At 33.8% G+C, this 18060-nt stretch carries 19 protein-coding genes and 1 tRNA gene; 10 read left to right on the forward strand and 10 right to left on the reverse strand.

All coding sequences use genetic code 11. The features are described 5' to 3' along the window. Positions 1-75: 75 nt before the first annotated feature. A complete protein-coding gene (locus K5790_RS05290; protein WP_297593065.1) occupies positions 76-594 on the forward strand; it encodes a plastocyanin/azurin family copper-binding protein in 519 nt (172 codons plus the stop codon). Positions 595-653: 59 nt separating this feature from the next. Here the strand turns inward: K5790_RS05290 and K5790_RS05295 are convergent, their stop codons facing one another. The 3 genes from K5790_RS05295 to K5790_RS05305 are packed head-to-tail and all read right to left on the reverse strand — an operon-like array spanning position 654 to position 4295. Continuing rightward, positions 654-1415, reverse strand: a complete 762-nt coding sequence (locus tag K5790_RS05295) for an enoyl-CoA hydratase-related protein (RefSeq protein WP_297593067.1) — start codon at positions 1413-1415, stop codon at positions 654-656. 36 nt (positions 1416-1451) lie between these two features. Further along, a complete protein-coding gene (locus K5790_RS05300; RefSeq protein WP_297593069.1) occupies positions 1452-3569 on the reverse strand; it encodes a 3-hydroxypropionate--CoA ligase in 2118 nt (705 codons plus the stop codon). 42 nt (positions 3570-3611) lie between these two features. Next, the gene (locus tag K5790_RS05305; RefSeq protein ID WP_297593071.1) at positions 3612-4295 is read right to left on the reverse strand and encodes a type 1 glutamine amidotransferase; all 684 of its coding nucleotides are present in this window, start codon (positions 4293-4295) and stop codon (positions 3612-3614) included. Between the two features lie 50 nt (positions 4296-4345). Here K5790_RS05305 and K5790_RS05310 point away from each other — a divergent pair, with 50 nt between their 5' ends. Next, on the forward strand, positions 4346-4723 hold the full coding sequence (locus K5790_RS05310; protein ID WP_297593527.1) for a toprim domain-containing protein: 378 nt from the start codon (positions 4346-4348) through the stop codon (positions 4721-4723). Positions 4724-4725: 2 nt separating this feature from the next. On the opposite strand, the gene K5790_RS05315 is transcribed toward K5790_RS05310, so the two are convergent. Then, positions 4726-6000, reverse strand: coding sequence for a Glu/Leu/Phe/Val dehydrogenase (locus tag K5790_RS05315; RefSeq protein WP_297593073.1), 1275 nt, complete (start codon positions 5998-6000; stop codon positions 4726-4728). A 73-nt stretch (positions 6001-6073) separates the two neighbouring features. Continuing rightward, complete coding sequence (locus K5790_RS05320; RefSeq protein ID WP_297593075.1) at positions 6074-6454, reverse strand: winged helix-turn-helix domain-containing protein; 381 nt, start codon at positions 6452-6454, stop codon at positions 6074-6076. Positions 6455-6572: 118 nt separating this feature from the next. On the opposite strand from K5790_RS05320, the gene K5790_RS05325 reads away from it, so the two are divergent. The 3 genes from K5790_RS05325 to K5790_RS05335 are packed head-to-tail and all read left to right on the forward strand — an operon-like array spanning position 6573 to position 9184. After that, a complete protein-coding gene (locus tag K5790_RS05325) occupies positions 6573-7292 on the forward strand; it encodes an archaeal proteasome endopeptidase complex subunit alpha (protein ID WP_297593077.1) in 720 nt (239 codons plus the stop codon). Between the two features lie 51 nt (positions 7293-7343). After that, positions 7344-8033 (forward strand): class I SAM-dependent methyltransferase, encoded by a 690-nt coding sequence (locus tag K5790_RS05330; RefSeq protein WP_297593079.1) that lies wholly within the window; start codon positions 7344-7346, stop codon positions 8031-8033. Beyond that, positions 8030-9184, forward strand: coding sequence for an MFS transporter (locus K5790_RS05335; protein WP_297593081.1), 1155 nt, complete (start codon positions 8030-8032; stop codon positions 9182-9184). The genes K5790_RS05330 and K5790_RS05335 overlap by 4 nt, the downstream gene beginning before the upstream one ends. Here K5790_RS05335 and K5790_RS05340 read toward each other — a convergent pair. Next, positions 9176-9490: a P-II family nitrogen regulator gene (locus K5790_RS05340; RefSeq protein ID WP_297593083.1), complete on the reverse strand. Its 315-nt coding sequence runs from the start codon at positions 9488-9490 to the stop codon at positions 9176-9178. The two genes, K5790_RS05335 and K5790_RS05340, sit on opposite strands and share 9 nt — an antisense overlap. Before the next feature lie 129 nt (positions 9491-9619). Here K5790_RS05340 and K5790_RS05345 point away from each other — a divergent pair, with 129 nt between their 5' ends. Then, complete coding sequence (locus tag K5790_RS05345; RefSeq protein WP_297593085.1) at positions 9620-9964, forward strand: twin-arginine translocase TatA/TatE family subunit; 345 nt, start codon at positions 9620-9622, stop codon at positions 9962-9964. Here K5790_RS05345 and K5790_RS05350 read toward each other — a convergent pair whose 3' ends face one another. After that, positions 9965-10741, reverse strand: a complete 777-nt coding sequence (locus K5790_RS05350; RefSeq protein WP_297593087.1) for a site-specific DNA-methyltransferase — start codon at positions 10739-10741, stop codon at positions 9965-9967. 92 nt (positions 10742-10833) lie between these two features. Between K5790_RS05350 and K5790_RS05355 the strand changes: the two genes are divergently transcribed. The 4 genes from K5790_RS05355 (at position 10834) to K5790_RS05370 (ending at position 16141) form a co-directional block, all read left to right on the forward strand. Then, positions 10834-13344, forward strand: a complete 2511-nt coding sequence (locus K5790_RS05355; RefSeq protein ID WP_297593089.1) for a DEAD/DEAH box helicase — start codon at positions 10834-10836, stop codon at positions 13342-13344. A 43-nt stretch (positions 13345-13387) separates the two neighbouring features. After that, complete coding sequence (locus K5790_RS05360) at positions 13388-14218, forward strand: SDR family oxidoreductase (RefSeq protein ID WP_297593091.1); 831 nt, start codon at positions 13388-13390, stop codon at positions 14216-14218. A gap of 77 nt (positions 14219-14295) precedes the next feature. Next, positions 14296-15957 carry a DNA topoisomerase I gene (locus K5790_RS05365; RefSeq protein WP_297593093.1) on the forward strand — a complete coding sequence of 554 codons (1662 nt, stop codon included), beginning with the start codon at positions 14296-14298 and terminating at the stop codon, positions 15955-15957. 69 nt (positions 15958-16026) lie between these two features. Continuing rightward, a tRNA-Met gene (locus tag K5790_RS05370) sits at positions 16027-16141 on the forward strand. Positions 16142-16454: 313 nt separating this feature from the next. Here the strand turns inward: K5790_RS05370 and K5790_RS05375 are convergent. From K5790_RS05375 to K5790_RS05385, 3 genes are all read right to left on the reverse strand, one after another. After that, on the reverse strand, positions 16455-16898 hold the full coding sequence (locus K5790_RS05375) for a bifunctional nuclease domain-containing protein (protein WP_297593095.1): 444 nt from the start codon (positions 16896-16898) through the stop codon (positions 16455-16457). Then, on the reverse strand, positions 16888-17106 hold the full coding sequence (locus K5790_RS05380) for a hypothetical protein (RefSeq protein ID WP_297593097.1): 219 nt from the start codon (positions 17104-17106) through the stop codon (positions 16888-16890). The genes K5790_RS05375 and K5790_RS05380 overlap by 11 nt, the downstream gene beginning before the upstream one ends. Positions 17107-17461: 355 nt before the next feature. Continuing rightward, the gene (locus K5790_RS05385) at positions 17462-17923 is read right to left on the reverse strand and encodes a mechanosensitive ion channel domain-containing protein (RefSeq protein WP_297593099.1); all 462 of its coding nucleotides are present in this window, start codon (positions 17921-17923) and stop codon (positions 17462-17464) included. Positions 17924-18060 lie beyond the last annotated feature (137 nt).

Consider the following 18060-nt stretch of genomic DNA (forward strand, 5'->3'; position numbering starts at 1 on the left):
AGATATAACAAAGCAGTATACAGTGCAAGACAAAGCAGACTCATTGAATAAATTCACTATAGATGGCATTATAGTATGAAAAAGTTTGTGAAAATATGTCTTCCATTATTGATGTTTTCAATAATTTTGGTTTCATTATCTGCCAATACTGTTAATGCTCAATCCATCCCCGAATGGGTTAAAAACAATGCATTATGGTATGGTCAAGGAATTATTTCAGAAACAGAGTTTCTTGATGCAATTAAATTTTTGATCGAAAATGACATCCTAATTGTAGAAATGGGTGAGTCACAACCAGAAATCAAACACGCATCAGTGTTGATACCCAATGGAAACTCTGAAATTTCAAAGGCAGGATTTTATTCTCCATTAAATCTTCAAATTTCAACAGGCACTACAGTTTCATGGGTAAATGAGGACTCAGTATTGCACAACATCCAAAGCTTAGACGATAAGGGAAAAGTTGTTGATTGGTTTAACAGTCCTCCATTAGATACTGGCGATGTATACGAATTTACTTTTGAAAAACCAGGAGTTTATCACTACTATTGTTCATTCCATCCATGGAGAGTCGGAACAGTAACCGTAGAATAGAATAAACGAATTCAAATCCATTTTTTAATTTAATAAAATAATAAAGAAATTGGAGATAGCTATTTCTTTGACTTGTTTACAAACGCAGTCATTCTTTCTTCTCTGTCTGGATGAGTAAAGCAATTTCTCCAAGCAAGGATTTCTAGTGCAAGACCAGTATCAAGATCTGCATTTCTTCCCTTGTTGATTGCTACTTTAGACATTTGAACGCCCATTGTAGAGTTTCCAGCAATTTGTTGTGCCATTTTCAAAGCTTCTTCCTGTAATGATGCAAGAGGAACTACATGATTGACTAGTCCAATCTCTTTTGCCTCATCGGCTTTGATCATTTTGCCGGTGTAAACAAGTTCTTTTGCCTTTGCTATTCCCACAATTCTCATCAATCTTTGTGTGCCACCCCAGCCTGGAGGGACACCAATTGTTACTTCTGGTTGACCAAGTCTAGCAGTATCTGCTGCTATTCTAATATCACAAGACATTGCAAGTTCACATCCTCCACCTAAAGCAAAACCATTAACTGCTGCAATTGTTGGTTGTTTTACCAATTCAACAGTGGCAGTTAGAAGTTGACCAGTTTTTGCATATTCTACTGATTCATCTGGAGATATTTTTGACATGTATTCAATATCTGCACCAGCAGAAAATGCCTTTTCACCTTCACCAGTCAAAATGATAACTTTGACATCATCATTTTGGTTTAGATCTTCAAAAGTTTTGATTAGTTCTTTTGCAACATCAGTATTCATAGCATTGAGTTTGTCAGGTCTGTTTATTTTGACTGTACAAATGCCATCAGAAGTAGATGTGGTAACGAGTGACATAATAATTTGCCAAGTTATGCGAGACTTAAATGTTATCTATTTTTTGAGAAATTTGCCCCATTGAGCTAATGCCCCTGCAGCTTCAACCCAAGTTCTAAGATCTTGATAAACTGGCACTTGATGTTTTTCAACTAATTTTGCCATTTTTTCAGTATATGGGCCACCATTACATCCAACTAAAAGTGGTTTCTTTCCTTTCTTTTGGAATTCTGCAAGATAGTCAACAATTTTTTCTTCTAGAGGATCATCTTGGAAAACAAACCAAGGCATTGCAATATCAATATTTTTTTCTTCCATGAATTGTTGAATGACAAATCTATAATCATCTGCTGTTGCACCACCACCAACATCAGCTGGGTTTCCATTGTGAATTGGAACCGCTGGTGGAAAACGTGCTTTCATTTTTTTAAGAAGATTTGGAGATAACTTTCCTATAGTAAGACCAAATCTTTCTAATTGATCAATTCCACCAATCATTGGGCCTGCACCATTACTAGTCATAGCAACACGGTTACCCTTTGCAGGAGGTTGCCATGCTAATGCCTTTAGAACTCCTGCTAGTTGCTGATAACTGTCAACTGAAATAATTCCTGCTTGTTTGAATGCACCCATAATAATTGCATTTGAGCCTCCAAGAGAGCCTGTATGCGATGCTGCTTGTTTTGCTCCTGCTGCAGTTCTTCCACTCTTCCAAATAACGATAGGCTTCTTTTTTTCTTTCATTACACGTTTAGCAGTATTGATGAATTTTCTACCATCACCAAATCCTTCAACGTATAATCCAATGACTTTAGTTTGAGGATCATTTGCAGCATACCATATCATATCTGCTTCATCAACATCAGAGCGATTTCCAAAACTAATCATCTTTGATAACCCAAAGACATCAGCGCTTTCTAACATACTAATTCCCATTGTCCCACTTTGTGAGAAAAATGCAACAGGGCCCAATTTGGAACGTAGCATTCTTTCTTGTCCTTGGAATGCACAATCAAGGCGATTTGCTGCATTAAACATTCCAATACAGTTTGGACCAATAATTCGAATGTTATGTTTTTTAGATAATCTTGCAACTTCTGCTTCATAATCTGCACGTTCACCTCCAAGCTCTTTTCCACCTCCTGAAACAATAACCACACTGTGAACTCCTTTCTTTGCACAGTCCTCTAAGACAGGAGGAGTGACAGACAAATCAACCGAAATCACAACTAGATCGACATTACCTGGAATAGCTGAAACTGATGGATAACATTTTTGTCCAAAGATTTTATCAGCCTTAGGATTTATTGGATAAACCTTTCCTTTAAAATCATAATTTACAAGACTATCTAAGATAGAGTTTCCAATTTTTCCTGGTGTTGCAGATGCACCAACTAGTGCAACAGTTTTGGGAGTAAAGAATGTCTCCATGTTTTCTTTGTTGGGTTTTGCTTTTGAGATGGAATTTTTCTTTAATTCATTGTTGAGAATAATTTTTGCATCAACTACATAATGAGATTTAGGATAAACAATTACAGGATTAAAGTCGATGCTGTTAATATAATCAGCATTGTCTACGCCTAATTTTCCAATTTGAACTAACATTTTTGCAACCATATTAAGATCAATTGGTTCACTTCCTCTGAATCCTTTGAGAAGTTTTGAACCCTTTAGTTCATTAATCATAGATTTTGCATCAGAAGTTGTAATAGGAAGCATTCTAAAGGCAACATCTTTCATTACCTCAGTCATTATTCCTCCAAGTCCAACCATTATGATAGGACCAAATTGAGAATCATTTTGAATACCTACAATTAGTTCCACACCCTTTGGAACCATCTTTTCAAGAAGAATTCCTTTAACTTCTACTCCTTTCTTTTTAGAAAGACGACCATACATATCATTGAATGTTTTTTTGACATCATCCACATTATCTAATCCTACTTTAACACCACCAACATCAGTCTTGTGTAAAATTTGTGGTGACACTACTTTCATCACAAGTGGGAAACCAATTTTTTTAGCTTCTTTAACTGCTTGATCAGCAGATGTTGCAAGAGCATATGGGGGAACTTTAACTCCATACGTTTTAAGAATAGATTTTGATGATTCTTCAGTGATGACTTTGTGATCGGTTTGAATAATTTCCTCAAAAATTTTCTTAACCACAGTCATCGTTCGATCGATGAAATTAAAACTCAGTATATTAAACTTTGGTCAAAGATGAAATGAAGATTTGAAATTATTGTAAAAATTCTTCATATTTGTTTTCACAATTGAAATATTTTCATGGATATCAGATCTTATTTTTTGAGGATCAATGTATGGAATTTTTTGCAATTTTTCCTCAGTGTTATTTATCCAAAGATTCACCATTTCTTCATTAACCTCTAAATGAAATTGTAATCCAACTGCACTCTTGTACTGAAATGCCTGATTAGGATAATATTCAGATGAGACCAAACGCGTAGCATTTTGTGGTAAATCAAACGTATCACCATGCCAATGAAATACAGTAAATGGATTATCAAATCCTGAAAATAATGAATTGTTATTATGAATTATCAAATCATTGTAAAAACCAATTTCTTTTCTTGGACCACGATATACTTTAGCACCAAATGTTTTAGCAATCAATTGAGAACCTAAACAAATTCCTAAAACAGGAATATTTTTTTCAACATAATTTTTAATTAATTTTTGCTCAGCCTGTAAATATGGTAAATCATCATTTGCACTCTCAGGTGCACCTAAAATTATAGCTAAAGAGAATTTTTCGTTAGGAAGATCTTCATGTTTTGCATTAACTGAAGTGATGTCAAATCCATCATCTTGGAGTAATTCTCCTAAATATCCTGAACCTTCAATTTTTGTATTTTGTACAAGCAATACATTAGACATTATTCTATTATAACAAAAGTGCTTAATATGTTAGAATGAGTTTTAAAAATATGTTAGTTACAGAACAAGAAATTTTAGAATTAAAAGATTTCATATTAGAATTAAATTCCATACAAGATAGTGTAGTAATAGTAGAAGGAAAAAGAGATTCAAATGCTCTAAAAAAACTTGGATATATAGGACAAATTTTAGAATTTCACAAATATGGTGGAATGGTTAATTTTACAGACTCGGTGGCAAAATATGAAAAGATCATTATTCTTTTTGACAGAGATAAGAAAGGAAGACAGCTTACAGGAAGAACATTGAATTTACTACAAAGAAGAACTAATGTTGATCTTTCCTTCAAACGAAAGCTTCGATTAATTACAAAGGGAAAGATAATGTTTATCGAACAACTAGTTTGTTATGAATCGTATCTTGCCTAAGATTATGGCCAAATGCCTTTCTGGTTAAAGGCCTCTAATACACGCCCTACTGCTAGAACCATAGTTGCTTTTCTCATATCGATTTTGTGTTTCTTTGCAACGGCATAAGCATCCTTGAATCCTTTAGTGATATTTTCTTCCATCTTATTTGCAACTTCATCAAATGTCCAATAGTAGCCCATGTTGTTTTGAACCCACTCTAAATACGATATACATACACCTCCAGAATTTGCCAAAATGTCTGGAATTACCAAAATTTTCTTTTGGAAGATAATTGGATCTGCTTCAGGCAATGTTGGACCATTTGCAGCTTCTGCAATAATTTTACACTTTAGATTCTTTGCGATTTCTGCATTAATTTGATTCTCAAGTGCACCAGGTACTAGAATATCACATTTAGTAGTAAGTAATTCTTCAGTTGAGATTTTTTTGCTTCCAGGAAATCCAACTACAGAACCTGTTTTTTGTTTATGTTCAATAATTTTGCTAACCTTTGCTCCATTTGGAATAGAGATAGAACCTTTAGAATCACTGACTGCAATTACTTTAGAACCCATCTTTTCAAGATATTCACCTGCAAAAGTAGATGCATTTCCAAATCCTTGTAATACTACTTTAGCTCCTTTCAAACTTAATTTCAATGCTTTAGCTGCTTCTCTAATTGTATATGCAGCGCCTAATCCAGTTGCAACGTTTCTTGCAAGAGAACCACCCATTGAAATTGGTTTTCCGGTAATTACTCCAGGAGAATATTGATTATCATTTAATTTGCTAAAAGTATCCATGATTTGTGTCATTTCTTTTCCTGTTGTGTAAACGTCAGGAGCTGGAATGTCTTTGTTAGGACCAATTATTTCAGAAATTTTATACGCAAATCCTCTTGTCAGTCTTTCAAGTTCGCCTTCACTAATCTTTTCAGTTTTTGGATTTACAAAAATTCCACCCTTTCCTCCACCAAGTGGAACATCAACTATTGCACATTTCCAAGTCATCCAAGAAGATAAAGCCATGACTTCACGTTCCATATACTCAACTCCACCTTCAGGATTAAAGTAACGAATACCACCTTTGTAAGGACCTCTGTCATTGTTATGTTGACTACGAAAACCTGTGAAAATTCTAATTTGACCATTGTCCATCTTTACTGGAATCTTTACTCTCAAAACTTTGTTTGGCATTGCCAAATATTCTCTAATGCCTTTGTCTTTAATTCCTAAAACATCACATGCATCATTAACTTGTTGAGTAGCATTTGCAAATGGGTCATGTTTAACCAAGGTGATCGTATTACAGAATATCAGATTATATAAGTTTGGTTTAAAATGGCTGATCGCAAATTAAGATTTAGGTTTAGAGATAGATCTTTTTGTGATTTAGTTTTCTATCTAATTTGTCAATGGCTTCTTCTAAGGTGTGGATATTAATTTCAAGAAAATTAGACAGATGAAAAATTGCGCCATATTTTTCGCCAATTTTAGAAACCAAGTTGTTTTTCTCAAGAACATTCATGTGATGCTGAACTGCCTTGTAATCTATCTCTAGTTCTTGTGCTAATTGATGGGTATTGTATGGATGTTCTAGCAGATGCATCACTATACGTAACCTAGTAAATCCACCCCGAGTACTTGTAAACAAGTAAAGAAGAAGATTGCGAGTTTGTTTATCGACCTTTCTTTGTTGACTTGGTTGAGATCTAAGAATTTCTTTGAATTGAACTAGTTGATTGGCCATGTTAATTAAAAATTAGACAATTATGCTTAAAACCATATGTCCAGATCTTTTCCAAATTATGCATATTTCATATCAAGACAATTACCCTTAAATTGACTGAGAATAAACTCGTGATAACATGATGGCATCACGTGGTTACGATATGACACCTACAATGTATTCTCCAGATGGCAGAATATACCAAGTAGAATATGCCATAGAGACTGTAAAAAGAGGAACATTAGCTTTAGGAATACTTAGCAAGGATGGAGTAATTTTAGCAGTAGAAGAGAAACCACGAGCACTACAGACTGCAAATGTAACTCAGAAGATTTTCCAAGTTGATTTTCATATCGGGGTTGCTGCAGCAGGATATATTCCAGATGCACGAGTTCAAGTAGATAGTGCCAGATTCTTCTCACAGGGAAATAAAATGACATATGATGAATCTGTCGAAGTTGCAACAGTAGCTAAACATTTAGCAGATCAATCTCATCAATTTACTCAATATTCAGGAGTTCGTCCAAACGGTGTTGCATTGATAATTGCAGGAATTGATCAAAAAGGAGAATCAATCTATGTAACTGATCCAAGTGGAACATATGTTCAGTATGCAGCAATTGCAATTGGTTCAGGATCTGATGAAGTAAATGCATTCTTGGAAAAACATTACAATAATGAAATGAGTCTTGAGGATGCAGCAGCATTAGCAATTGCAGCAATTAATCTCAAAGCAGAAAACAAAGAAGGACTCAATCATGTAAAAATGGCAAAGATCACAGTTAAAGAAAAGATATTTGAAAAAATTTCGGAATCCGAGTTACAAAATTATTCTAAAAACTCATCAAAATTCAGCTGAATAGAATTAGATTTGAAAACTATTCAAACTAGGATATAGAAGCGAAGTATAATGGGATTAGGAAGTTACTGGGGAGAAGTAATGGAGGTACTTCGAGAGATAATTCCAGTTTATGACAAAGTAAACTCAATCATATCATTAGGAAAAGACGGTGAACATAGAAACAGAGGAATTTCCAAGAGAGTTCTACCTGGAAATAAGATTCTGGATGCAGGTTCTGGATTTGGAAACATGTCAAAGACAGCACTAAAGCTAACAGATGGAAAAATCTCAATCACACTTTACGATCCTCTTGTGCCAATGCTCAAAAACACTAGTTCGCACTTTGAAAAACTTCCAGATATGGCAAATGGAGTGTTTGAACACATTCCATTTAGAGACGAAGAGTTTGATGCAGTGCTATGTGGTTATTCATTAAGAGATGCAATCAATCTTAGAATTGCAATCTCTGAGATTCATCGAGTTTTGAAAAAAGAAGGTAGATTTGTTATTGTGGATTTGGGAAAGCCAGATAATGCATTCATTAGAGCAGGAGTTTCATTTTATCTAAGATGTATTTTGCCCATACTTGCATTTGCAGCTGGTGGAAGATTGGGATTAAAGTTTGGAACACTATATGGTACTTTTAAAAGATGGCCACAAAATAAAAAACTTGAAGAGTTATTGTTAGAAAAATTTTCCAAAGTAGAATTTGAGAAAGATCTTATGGGTGGCGCAATAATGGTTGCAGCATACAAATGAATAGAGTTCTGATACTAGTAAACATCACAGGTTTAATCATCGGTATTTCTTATGGATTACATGGACCTATACTTCCAGTATTTGCAAAAAATGTAGTTGGTGCAACTTATTCTGAACTTGGATTTATCGGATTAGCCAATTTTATTCCATACATGTTCATTCCACTTTTTGTAGGAGTTCTTCTTGATAGAATCAATAATGGATTCTTACTTGCACTAGGTGTAGCAATCAACTCTGCATCAATTTTTCTTCTATCAATTGCACAATCAGCTCCTGAAATAATGGGCTTTAGAATAATGACAGGAATTGCACATGCATTCTTTTGGCCTCCATGTGAATCTATAATTTCAAATCAAAGTACAGAAAAAAACAGAGTCAAAAACATCTCTTGGTTTACAATGTTTTTTGTAATGGGATTCATGGTAGGACCATTATTAGGCACAGTATTTCTTGAAGGACTGGACATCACATATAGAATTCTATTTCAGATTACGGCATTTATTCTTGCAACAGCAATAATTACAGCATTACTAGTCTCAAGAAAAAGAGTCAGAATTCATCATGATAGAATTTCGTTTTCATCAATAAAAGAAATGAAGAAATTTCCAGAAGTCATAGTTTTGTTGATTTTTTGTACATCATCATTTGGAATAATTCTGACTATCTATCCTGCATTCTTAAATGACAATGGAATGAGTGATACTGATATTTTGCTGTTGTTTTTTGTTTTTGGAATATCACGAGTTGTATCACTTGCGCTTGCAGGAAAATTAGCTAGAAAAACAAGTCAAACATTGATTGCAGCAACAATTTCAGTTTCGATTGGATTAGTAATCTCTGTTTTTGCCGATTCAATCATTACATTTGGAATAGCCTTGGTTCTAATGGGATTTGGATTTAGTATATTCTTTCCATTGACATTAGAGATCATTTTGAGTAGGACTTCAAAAGGAATTTCAGGTAAAATTATTGGAGCATATGAAACAATTTTTGGATTAGGTTGGGCAATTGGTCCAACAATTGGAGGCCCAATTACTCAATCATTTGGAAATCACACTCCATATTTGGTGTTTGGGGTTATTGGTATTGGAGTTACAATTCTTGCAATATTATCTAGAAGAAAATTAGAACCACAAAGAGTTCTAAATTGATGTTGTTCCACGCTTTTTAGAACAGATATCTAATGCATCACTTACTGCAGTTACAAACACTTTACCGTCTCCCTTGGTTCCAGTGCATGCAACATTAGCAATTGAATCTAAAACATCATCTAATTTTGGATCATCTACAACGCAAATTATCATATCTCGATTATAGTATTGACCAACTAAAGGAGGATCTTGTTTTCCTTGTCCTTGAACATGATGTATAGTAACACCACCAACTCCATGTTTTTTGATTGCAGCAACAACCTTGTCTCTTAATCCAGGTTGAATAATTGCTTCAATTTTTTTCATAAAATCAGTGTAACGTGAATTTCTTTAAATCAATAAGTGGATTCTCAGGGATGATTTTCAAAGATGGAATTGAACACTCAGGCATAATCCAAACATTAGGTTTAATTTTAAATTAGAAAATATCTCATTATGATTGATTATCCATTAAATGTTGGTGGTAGTGAATGGATAATCATAATTTTTGTTGCACTAGTTTTAATTTTGGGAACAGGAAAACTTCCAGGGGCTGCAAAAAAACTGGGACAAGCAGTAAACGAATACAACAAAGCAAAAAATGATATCAAAGATCACATGAAGGAAACAACTGAAGAAACGCCCAAAATTTCAGGTCCTGTTGGTACTGAGCGAGAGAAATTAGAGATCATGGCAAAATCAATTGGAGTCAAAGTTCAAGACAAAACAGATGATGAACTTCGAGAGATAATCTCATCAAAATTAGGTCAGAAAAAAACAGACAAGCCTGATCAGAATTAACTATTTTGATTTTTTAATGCGATACAAATCTTCATCAAGTCGTTTTTTTGCAAATTTGTAATAGTCTGGAACAATTTCAAATCCAAGAAAATTTCTTTTGAGAGATTTACTGACTACTGCAACTTGACCAGAACCAAGAAATGGATCTAAGACCAAGTCTTTTTTTTCACTAGAATAATGTAGAATTTTTTCAATAATTTCTGAAGGAAGTTTTGTAGGAGTCTTTTCATCGCCTGTCCAGTATTCTCGTTTTATTTCCCAAACATCTTCTTTATCCCTATAGTGTAGGCTTCTACCATCCTTTGTTTTAGAATCTTTTTTGAATCTAGAATATGGGAAAAATTTTCTTTTCTTGTCATCTTTGCATACATAAAGACAATGATAATGAGATGTTACAAATTTGCGTTTAGTTACAACTCCAAATTGATACTTCCAAATAATATGATTTACAGTAGTAAAACCAACATCATTTAGAGCTTGTAAAATATCTTTGAGATTATTCCAACCAGAGAAAACATACATGCTCCCAGAATCTTTTAAAATTCTAAAAACTTCACTCATCCATGCAAATGTAAAATCATAGTAATCCTCTGGTTTGATCTCATTATATCCAGAAAGAACTCGTGAAGATGTTCTGTTATAATTTGCTTTTTTAGCCTTAAAGTTTATAGCAAAAGGAGGATCAGTAATTACAAGATCTACAAAATTTTTCTTAACTGAATTCATTCCATCAATGCAATTAACATTGTAAATGTTGTTGATTTGTATTTTTTTCATTTTTAAATTGAAGACTATCCCCTATCTTAATAATGTCATGGGTAAATTGGAGTGATTAAACAATAAATCACCTAGAATGACTAATCGATTAGATGAAATTTTCATGTCCAAAGTGCAATTCTAAGATCGAGATTCAAAGAACATTCAATAAAAAAATGCATGTCTCATGTGTGAAATGTGGAATTGAGGATATTTTAGAATATTCTAAAAACATTGATGAAGTTTTCTTGGAATTTCTCTCAAGATTTGATCAAGGACTAGTTTCAGAGACTGGAATTTCAGAAGGCCTTCAAGATCAAGGAATTGTCAGAGCAGAAAGTGAAATCAAAAATATGATTGGAAAAAACAATCCAGACAAGATAACTGAAGATATTTTGTTTACAAAAAAAGACTATGTATCTGATTACAAAGTTTTGAAAAATCCTGAGCCTAAAATGGGTTCAAAAATAGAAGATTTTGGTTTAGATGATTCAATTTCAGATTACCTAAAAGAGATAAAAATTGAGCAACTCTATCAATTTCAAGAAGAGTCAATTCAGGAAATATTATTTGGAAAAAATATAGTAATTGAAGCTCCAACAGCATCAGGAAAAACTGAAGCTTTTTTGATTCCAGTAATTCAAAGAATAAAAAAAGATTCTGTAAATGGAAGTGTTTTTGCAATTTTTGTGTATCCAACCAAAGCATTATCAAGAGATCAATATCCTAAAATTCAAAATTTTGCAGAGAAAATCAATGTCAATGTTAAGATTTTTGATGGGGATACAAATCAAATAGATAGAAGAGACATTATTGATAACCCACCTCAGATCCTAGTTACGAATTTTGATGTAATTCATTATCATTTATGGCATCAAACAAAATTTTCATCATTGCTTGCATCAACTAGAATCTTAGTTGTGGATGAGGCTCATGTTTATTCAGGAATTTTTGGATCAAATGTTCATTACATAATTAAAAGACTCAAAAGAATCTGCAATAATAAATTACAATTTGTGGCAGCTTCTGCAACGCTAGATGATGCAAAAGAGTTTTGTCAGAAACTGTTTGGAGAGAAAATGCAAATCATTCATGGTTCAGGTAAAAAAGGCCAAACTGACTTTGTGATGTTATTTCCATCTCTGAGAACTCAAAGAGCACTAATGGTTGATTTGACAAAAAAATTAACTGAAAAAAATCACAAGACAATGGTTTTTAATAATTCACATCTGAATTCTGAACTTTTGGCAATTCAGGCAAAAAAACAAAAAGTAAACATCAAAGTTCACAGAGCCGGACTGATGGCAAATTATCGAACATCAGTTGAGAAGCAATTCAAAGAGGACAAACTGCAGGCAATATCATGCACTCCTACGCTTGAATTAGGCATAGATGTGGGAAATGTGGATTGCGTTATCTCATCTACCATTCCAGTAAATCGACTTGTTCAAAGAATTGGCAGGGCAGCAAGAAAAGGGCAAAGAGGATATGCATTTTTAGCATTAGGTAATGATCCTATTTCACAATACTACAAAAATCATCCAGATGACTATTTTGAAGACATTGAAAAAACATACATTGATCCAAAAAACCCCTTTGTAGAAGAATTTCAAGTATTAGCGATGGCATGTGATAGACCAATATCAAAGCACGAGTTAAAAGAACATCAAGAAGTAATTGAGCATCACATAATCAAAGAAAATCTTGTAGAAAAAAATAACAGAATTGTTCCTAATTTTGAGAAAATTAATTCACTACTAAATGACTATAGTATTAGAGGAATTGGAAACTCTGTTGATATTTTCTTAAATGATAGAAAAGTCGGAGACAGGGTATTACCAATTGCCTTAGAAGAATTGCATAAAGATGCAATTTATTTTTTAGCTGGAATACGTTACAAAGTAAAGGAGTTTGATTATCCTAAAAAAAATCATGCAAAACTAGAGAAAATTCCAAGAGATTATCCTTACTACACCAAATCATTAACTGAAGAATGGCCAACAATCGAAACAGTTTATGACAGACGAAAGGCAAGAGGTGTGGAAGTAGCGTTTTGCAAATTACATATACAAAAGAAGGTTTACGGATATGTCAACATTGAGCTCGGACAAGAGGTCACTCAGGGAGAAAAAGTATTACTTGATGATCCCTTGGAATATGATTTTGTAACAAAGGGAATCGTATTTCATGCACCAAGACCACTCAAAATTATTGAAGAATCAGAAGATGAAGAGTATACAGAAGCTAGTGGATATCACGCAACAGAACATGTGGTAATTGAGGGGAGTAACATGATTACAGGTGGAGTTTCACAAGATTTAGGTGGAATTTCACTAGGAACTTCAGGCTTGATTTTCATCTATGATGGTGCAATAGGTGGAAGTGGTGCAAGTAAAGCACTCTATGACAGATTTGAAAAAGCCCTTGAGCGAAGTATGCATATCGTAAAAGAATGTCCATGTCAAAATGAATCAGGGTGTCCAAGATGTACTTTCTCATATAGATGTGGAAATAACAACGAGTATCTACACAAGTATTCATCCTTAGAAATTCTTGAGAGAATCAATAATGGGGAAGAGACAGAACTAATAGATCCCTCTGAGGGAGACCGACCATTAGTATAGAAAAATCAAAATGGGATAAATATGCCACAAGTATAGCAACAATATGGAAAAAGTGGCTCTAATTACAGGAAGTTCTTCAGGAATTGGATTGGAGACTTCGCTTGCATTAGCAAGAGAAGGATATGTAACATTTGCAAGTATGAGGGACACAAAAAAGGCAGCAGAATTAGAGCATGCTGCAAAAAAAGAAAATCTATCAATTGAAGTTTTAGAATTAGATGTCGATAAAGAAGAATCAATTGTTTCAGCTGTAAAAAAAATCAAAACTCAATGTGGGAGACTTGATGTACTAGTTAACAACGCAGGGTATGGTCAGTTTGGATGTACAGAAGATGTGAGTGTTGATGATTTTAGAAAACAGTTTGAAACAAATTTTTTCAGTATTGTTCGAATCATTCAAGAAGTTGCACCTATTATGAGAGAACAGAACTCAGGAATTATTGTAAACATTAGTTCTGTTGTTGGAAGACTAGGATTGCCTGGATCTCCGGCTTATATCAGTACAAAATTTGCATTGGAAGGGTTAAGTGAATGTTTAAGATACGAGTTAGGTCAGTTTGGAATTAAAACCACTCTAATTGAACCCGGGGTGATAAAGACCAACTTTTTTAATTCAATGAAAGTTCCAGAATCAAAAACAGATCCTAAATACAAATCACTTACAGAGAACATTTTGGCAGGACTAAAAATGATGGTTGAGATGGGAACACCACCTTCAGAGGTAGCAAAAGTGATTATCAAGGCAATTAATGACAAGGAGATTTTGCCAAGATATACTGTTGGGACTGATGCTGCCATGTTTTTGGAAGCAAAAAAGATGAAAACAGACCTAGAATTTGAAAAATACATGAGTAAAGAGCTTTTTCCCAGCTGACATCGTACTTGTACGTTAAATTGATATACACATAGAATAGAGTTTTTGTCAAAGTCCTCAATTTTAAAGTGATAAGAATGAAATGGAAAACTCTGCAACATAATGGAATCTTATTCCCCCCTGAATATGAGGCTCAAGGAATTAAGATAAAGATCAAAGGAGAGACAGTCAATCTTGATCTGAATCAGGAAGAGATGGTATACCAGTGGGCAAAAAAGAAAGACACTCCATATGCTCAAGATAAAGTATTTCAAAAAAACTTTACAGCAGATTTTGCTAAAACTCTAGATCCAAAATTTAGAAAAATTTCATACGAAGATATTGATTTTTCAAATGCCTTCAAAATAGTTGACAAGGAAAAAGATCTACGTGAGATGATGACAAAGGAGGAGAAAAAAGCTCTGGCAGCAAAAAGAAAAGAACTTCGTGAGAAGCTAAAGGCAAAATACGGAGTAGCAATCATGGATGGAAAAGAAGTAGAAGTTGGAAATTACATGGCAGAGCCTCCAGGAATTTTCATTGGAAGAGGCGAGCATCCACTTAGAGGAAAATGGAAACCACGTGTCACCCCAAAAGATGTAACACTAAACCTTGGAAAAGAGGCAAAAGTCCCAGAGGGAGATTGGGGAAAAATTATTCACGATAAAGATTCTATGTGGCTTGCCAGCTGGATGGACTTTCTTACTCAAAAGAGAAAATATGTGTGGCTAGCTGATACTGCAGGATTAAAACAAGATAGAGACAAGGAAAAGTACGAAAAAGCAGTAAAGCTTGCAAAAGAGATTGAAAAAATCAAAGACAGAATTGTAAAAGATATGAAAAGCAGTGATCCAAAGATTAGCAGGATTGCTACTGCATGTTATTTAATTTATAGAACTGCTATGAGAGTAGGAGACGAAAAGGATCCTGATGAGGCAGACACAGTTGGTGCTACGACACTACGAAAAGAGCATGTCAAAATTACTTCAAATGCAATTGAGTTTGACTTTCTAGGTAAAGACAGTGTAAGATGGCAAGAAACAGTAGTTGCTCAAGGACACGATAAACAATTTCAGGAAAATCTAAAAAAATTAATTGAAAAGAAACAACCAAAAGATGAGATTTTCGATGGTATTACATCAAGACATGTAAATGCATATTACTCTAGCATTGTCAAGGGATTAACTGCAAAGGTGTTTAGAACATACCTTGCAACAAATGTTGTTAAAGACTATCTAGTAAAACATGACGATATCAAATCAAAGACTGCAAATGAGAAATTATATCATGCAAAATTGGCAAATCTTGAAGCTGCCATAATGTGTAATCATAAAAGAACCATCCCTAAAACATTTGAGCAATCACTAGAAAAGAAGAGAGAGACTCTCAAAAAAGTAGAAAAAGATCAACCTTGGAAAAAGACACAGGAGACTCTCAAAAAAGTAGAGGCAACAAATCCAAAGACTGATGCTCAAAAGAAGACCAAAGAGAAAAGAATCAAGACATTAAATGAGCAAATAAAAAAACAGAAAAAGAAACACAAAGAGAGATTAGAGAAATTAGAATTACAGATTGATTTGTCAGAAAAGACAAAGGATTACAACATTGGAACATCTCTGAGAAATTACATAGATCCACGAGTTTTCAAAGCATGGACTGATGAAGTGGGTGCAGAATGGGAAAAATTGTACACATCAGCATTACAAAAGAAATTCCTCTGGGTAAAAAATGAAAATGTCAAATGGCAAGAATTAAAGTAAATTTTTCATTAAAAAGCAAAAAATTATTTTAGAATCATTTAATTTCCCAAATTTTCAGGCTAATACTATGCCGGGGTAGCTCAGCCTGGTTAGAGTGCCAGTTCAATTGGTAGACTCTAACGGTTCTCCAACTAAGGCAATACTCATAATCTGGAGGTCGCGAGTTCGAAACTCGCCCCCGGCACACATAATTTAGTTACAAGCTCAGTACCACACGCTCATAACTATGCAGAACTAGGCAGTTTTTGGAGAGTATCAAACTAAAACATAAAACCGCAGTGGAGTTCAACTTCGCGGGGGATTCGTATACCATTTTGGGATCAAAATAAGACGCAAATAGGTTAAAGACAAGTGCCTACTGGAGGATTACCAGAAATTGTTTCAATAATTGTTCCATGACATGTATTGTTAATTGATCCAGAAGTATTGTTGAAAATACCTAAAGTATCTAGCTTTGTCAAACATACTTGCGCACAAAAATTGAAAAAGTATCTAATCTATTCTAGTTCTTCATTTGATTCTGAATCGTTGTTACTTTGAATTTTTTTTAGCATTGATTTTCTTACAAGAATTGGGATGTTATAGTATGTTGCTAATGCTATGGCATCAGAGGCCCTGAAATTTCTAAACACCATGTCTTTTTTTCCAGTAAAATACAGATTTGCTCTAAAGACTCCTCCACTTTCATAGATTTTTACCTTGACTAAAAGAATCTCATTTTCCTCACAAATTTGCTCAATAAGGCGATAGACAGTTGGAGGGTCTTCACGCTTTCCATCCATAAAACCTGAAATGATACTTGCTACTTCAGATGAAAAACCAGACATAAGAAACTCTACTTTTTCATCTTTGAAGAGAACTGCACCTGTAAGTGGATCTAAAATTCCAATTTGATCTATCTTGACTGTCTCATAGTCTGTGTCAATTTCATCAATTTTCATTGGCAATATTCATCACTTTTTTGATTTTTTCATCCTCTTCTAGCATTACTTTTTCAAATTTTTCTCGCAGTACATCACATTTTGCCTGCTTTTCACCTTCATCCATTTTTGAGAATCGTATGGCTCTAATTTCATTAACAAGTGCAGAAACTATTTCATTTGTTTCATACATGATAGCATCAATTTGTTTTTGTGATTTGGGATCCATGTTTTTAAAATAATACTTTGATAGTTAAACTTAGTTTAAAGTTATCATGTTTAAAAATTCAACATTGAGAATCATACCACTTGTTTAATTAGGATTTTCCCGTATGGTATACTGTATTGAACTTTGGTTTGATACAACACATGGAAACGCAGGGTTTTAACCCAATACGTTGTACTCAGGTATGCCGTATCATACGTTTCCATGAATCATATTACAAGTAAATATCAGTCAAGAAAATCAGATCTTTTCTTTTAATTCAAAAACAGATAAAAAATATTGTGAGAATCAAACCCACAATCTAAAGAAAACATATTGATTGTGGGATTTCCCAGTAACAGGCTTGTAGGTACTGCTTTTACTTGTTAGTAAGAATTGAAACTTCTTCAGAGAATTTTAGGTTTGGAATGAATATCTTGCGACCATCATCAGCGATTGCAATGGTTTTCATCAAGTGTATTTCAGAAATCTTTCCTTTCGCATCTCCAATCTGAATAATATCGCCTATGTTTATTTCAGGATTTAGATACAAGCCTATTCCAGATACAATGTTTTTCAAATGATTAAAGAGTGCAAATGTAAACAATGCAAATGCCAATCCCATAGAGGCTATCATTTCCGAGGCAAGATCAAAGAAGCCAAATACAAATCCAAGATAAGATGCCTCAATTACTATAATTATTAACGAGAAAAGTCCAGTTAGTTTTTGAACACCAATTAGATTGCTTAATTTTTTGTTGATGATTATTCGGATTGTCAGAAAAGCCAGCACTGAAATTATTAGTGAGATTATTACATACATTAGTTCTTGGTAATCCATAGTCTAAAATCTACGACATATAAAATAAAGAAGATCCTAATTATCAAGTTCAATGAATGACTAATGCAAAAACATGGCATCATTTTCATAAGTGAGAATTGCCAATTTATTGATAAATCATAAAAAGTTCTTAAATT

The sequence above is a fragment of the Nitrosopumilus sp. genome (assembly GCF_025698945.1).
In the GTDB taxonomy this organism is placed as follows: domain Archaea; phylum Thermoproteota; class Nitrososphaeria; order Nitrososphaerales; family Nitrosopumilaceae; genus Nitrosopumilus.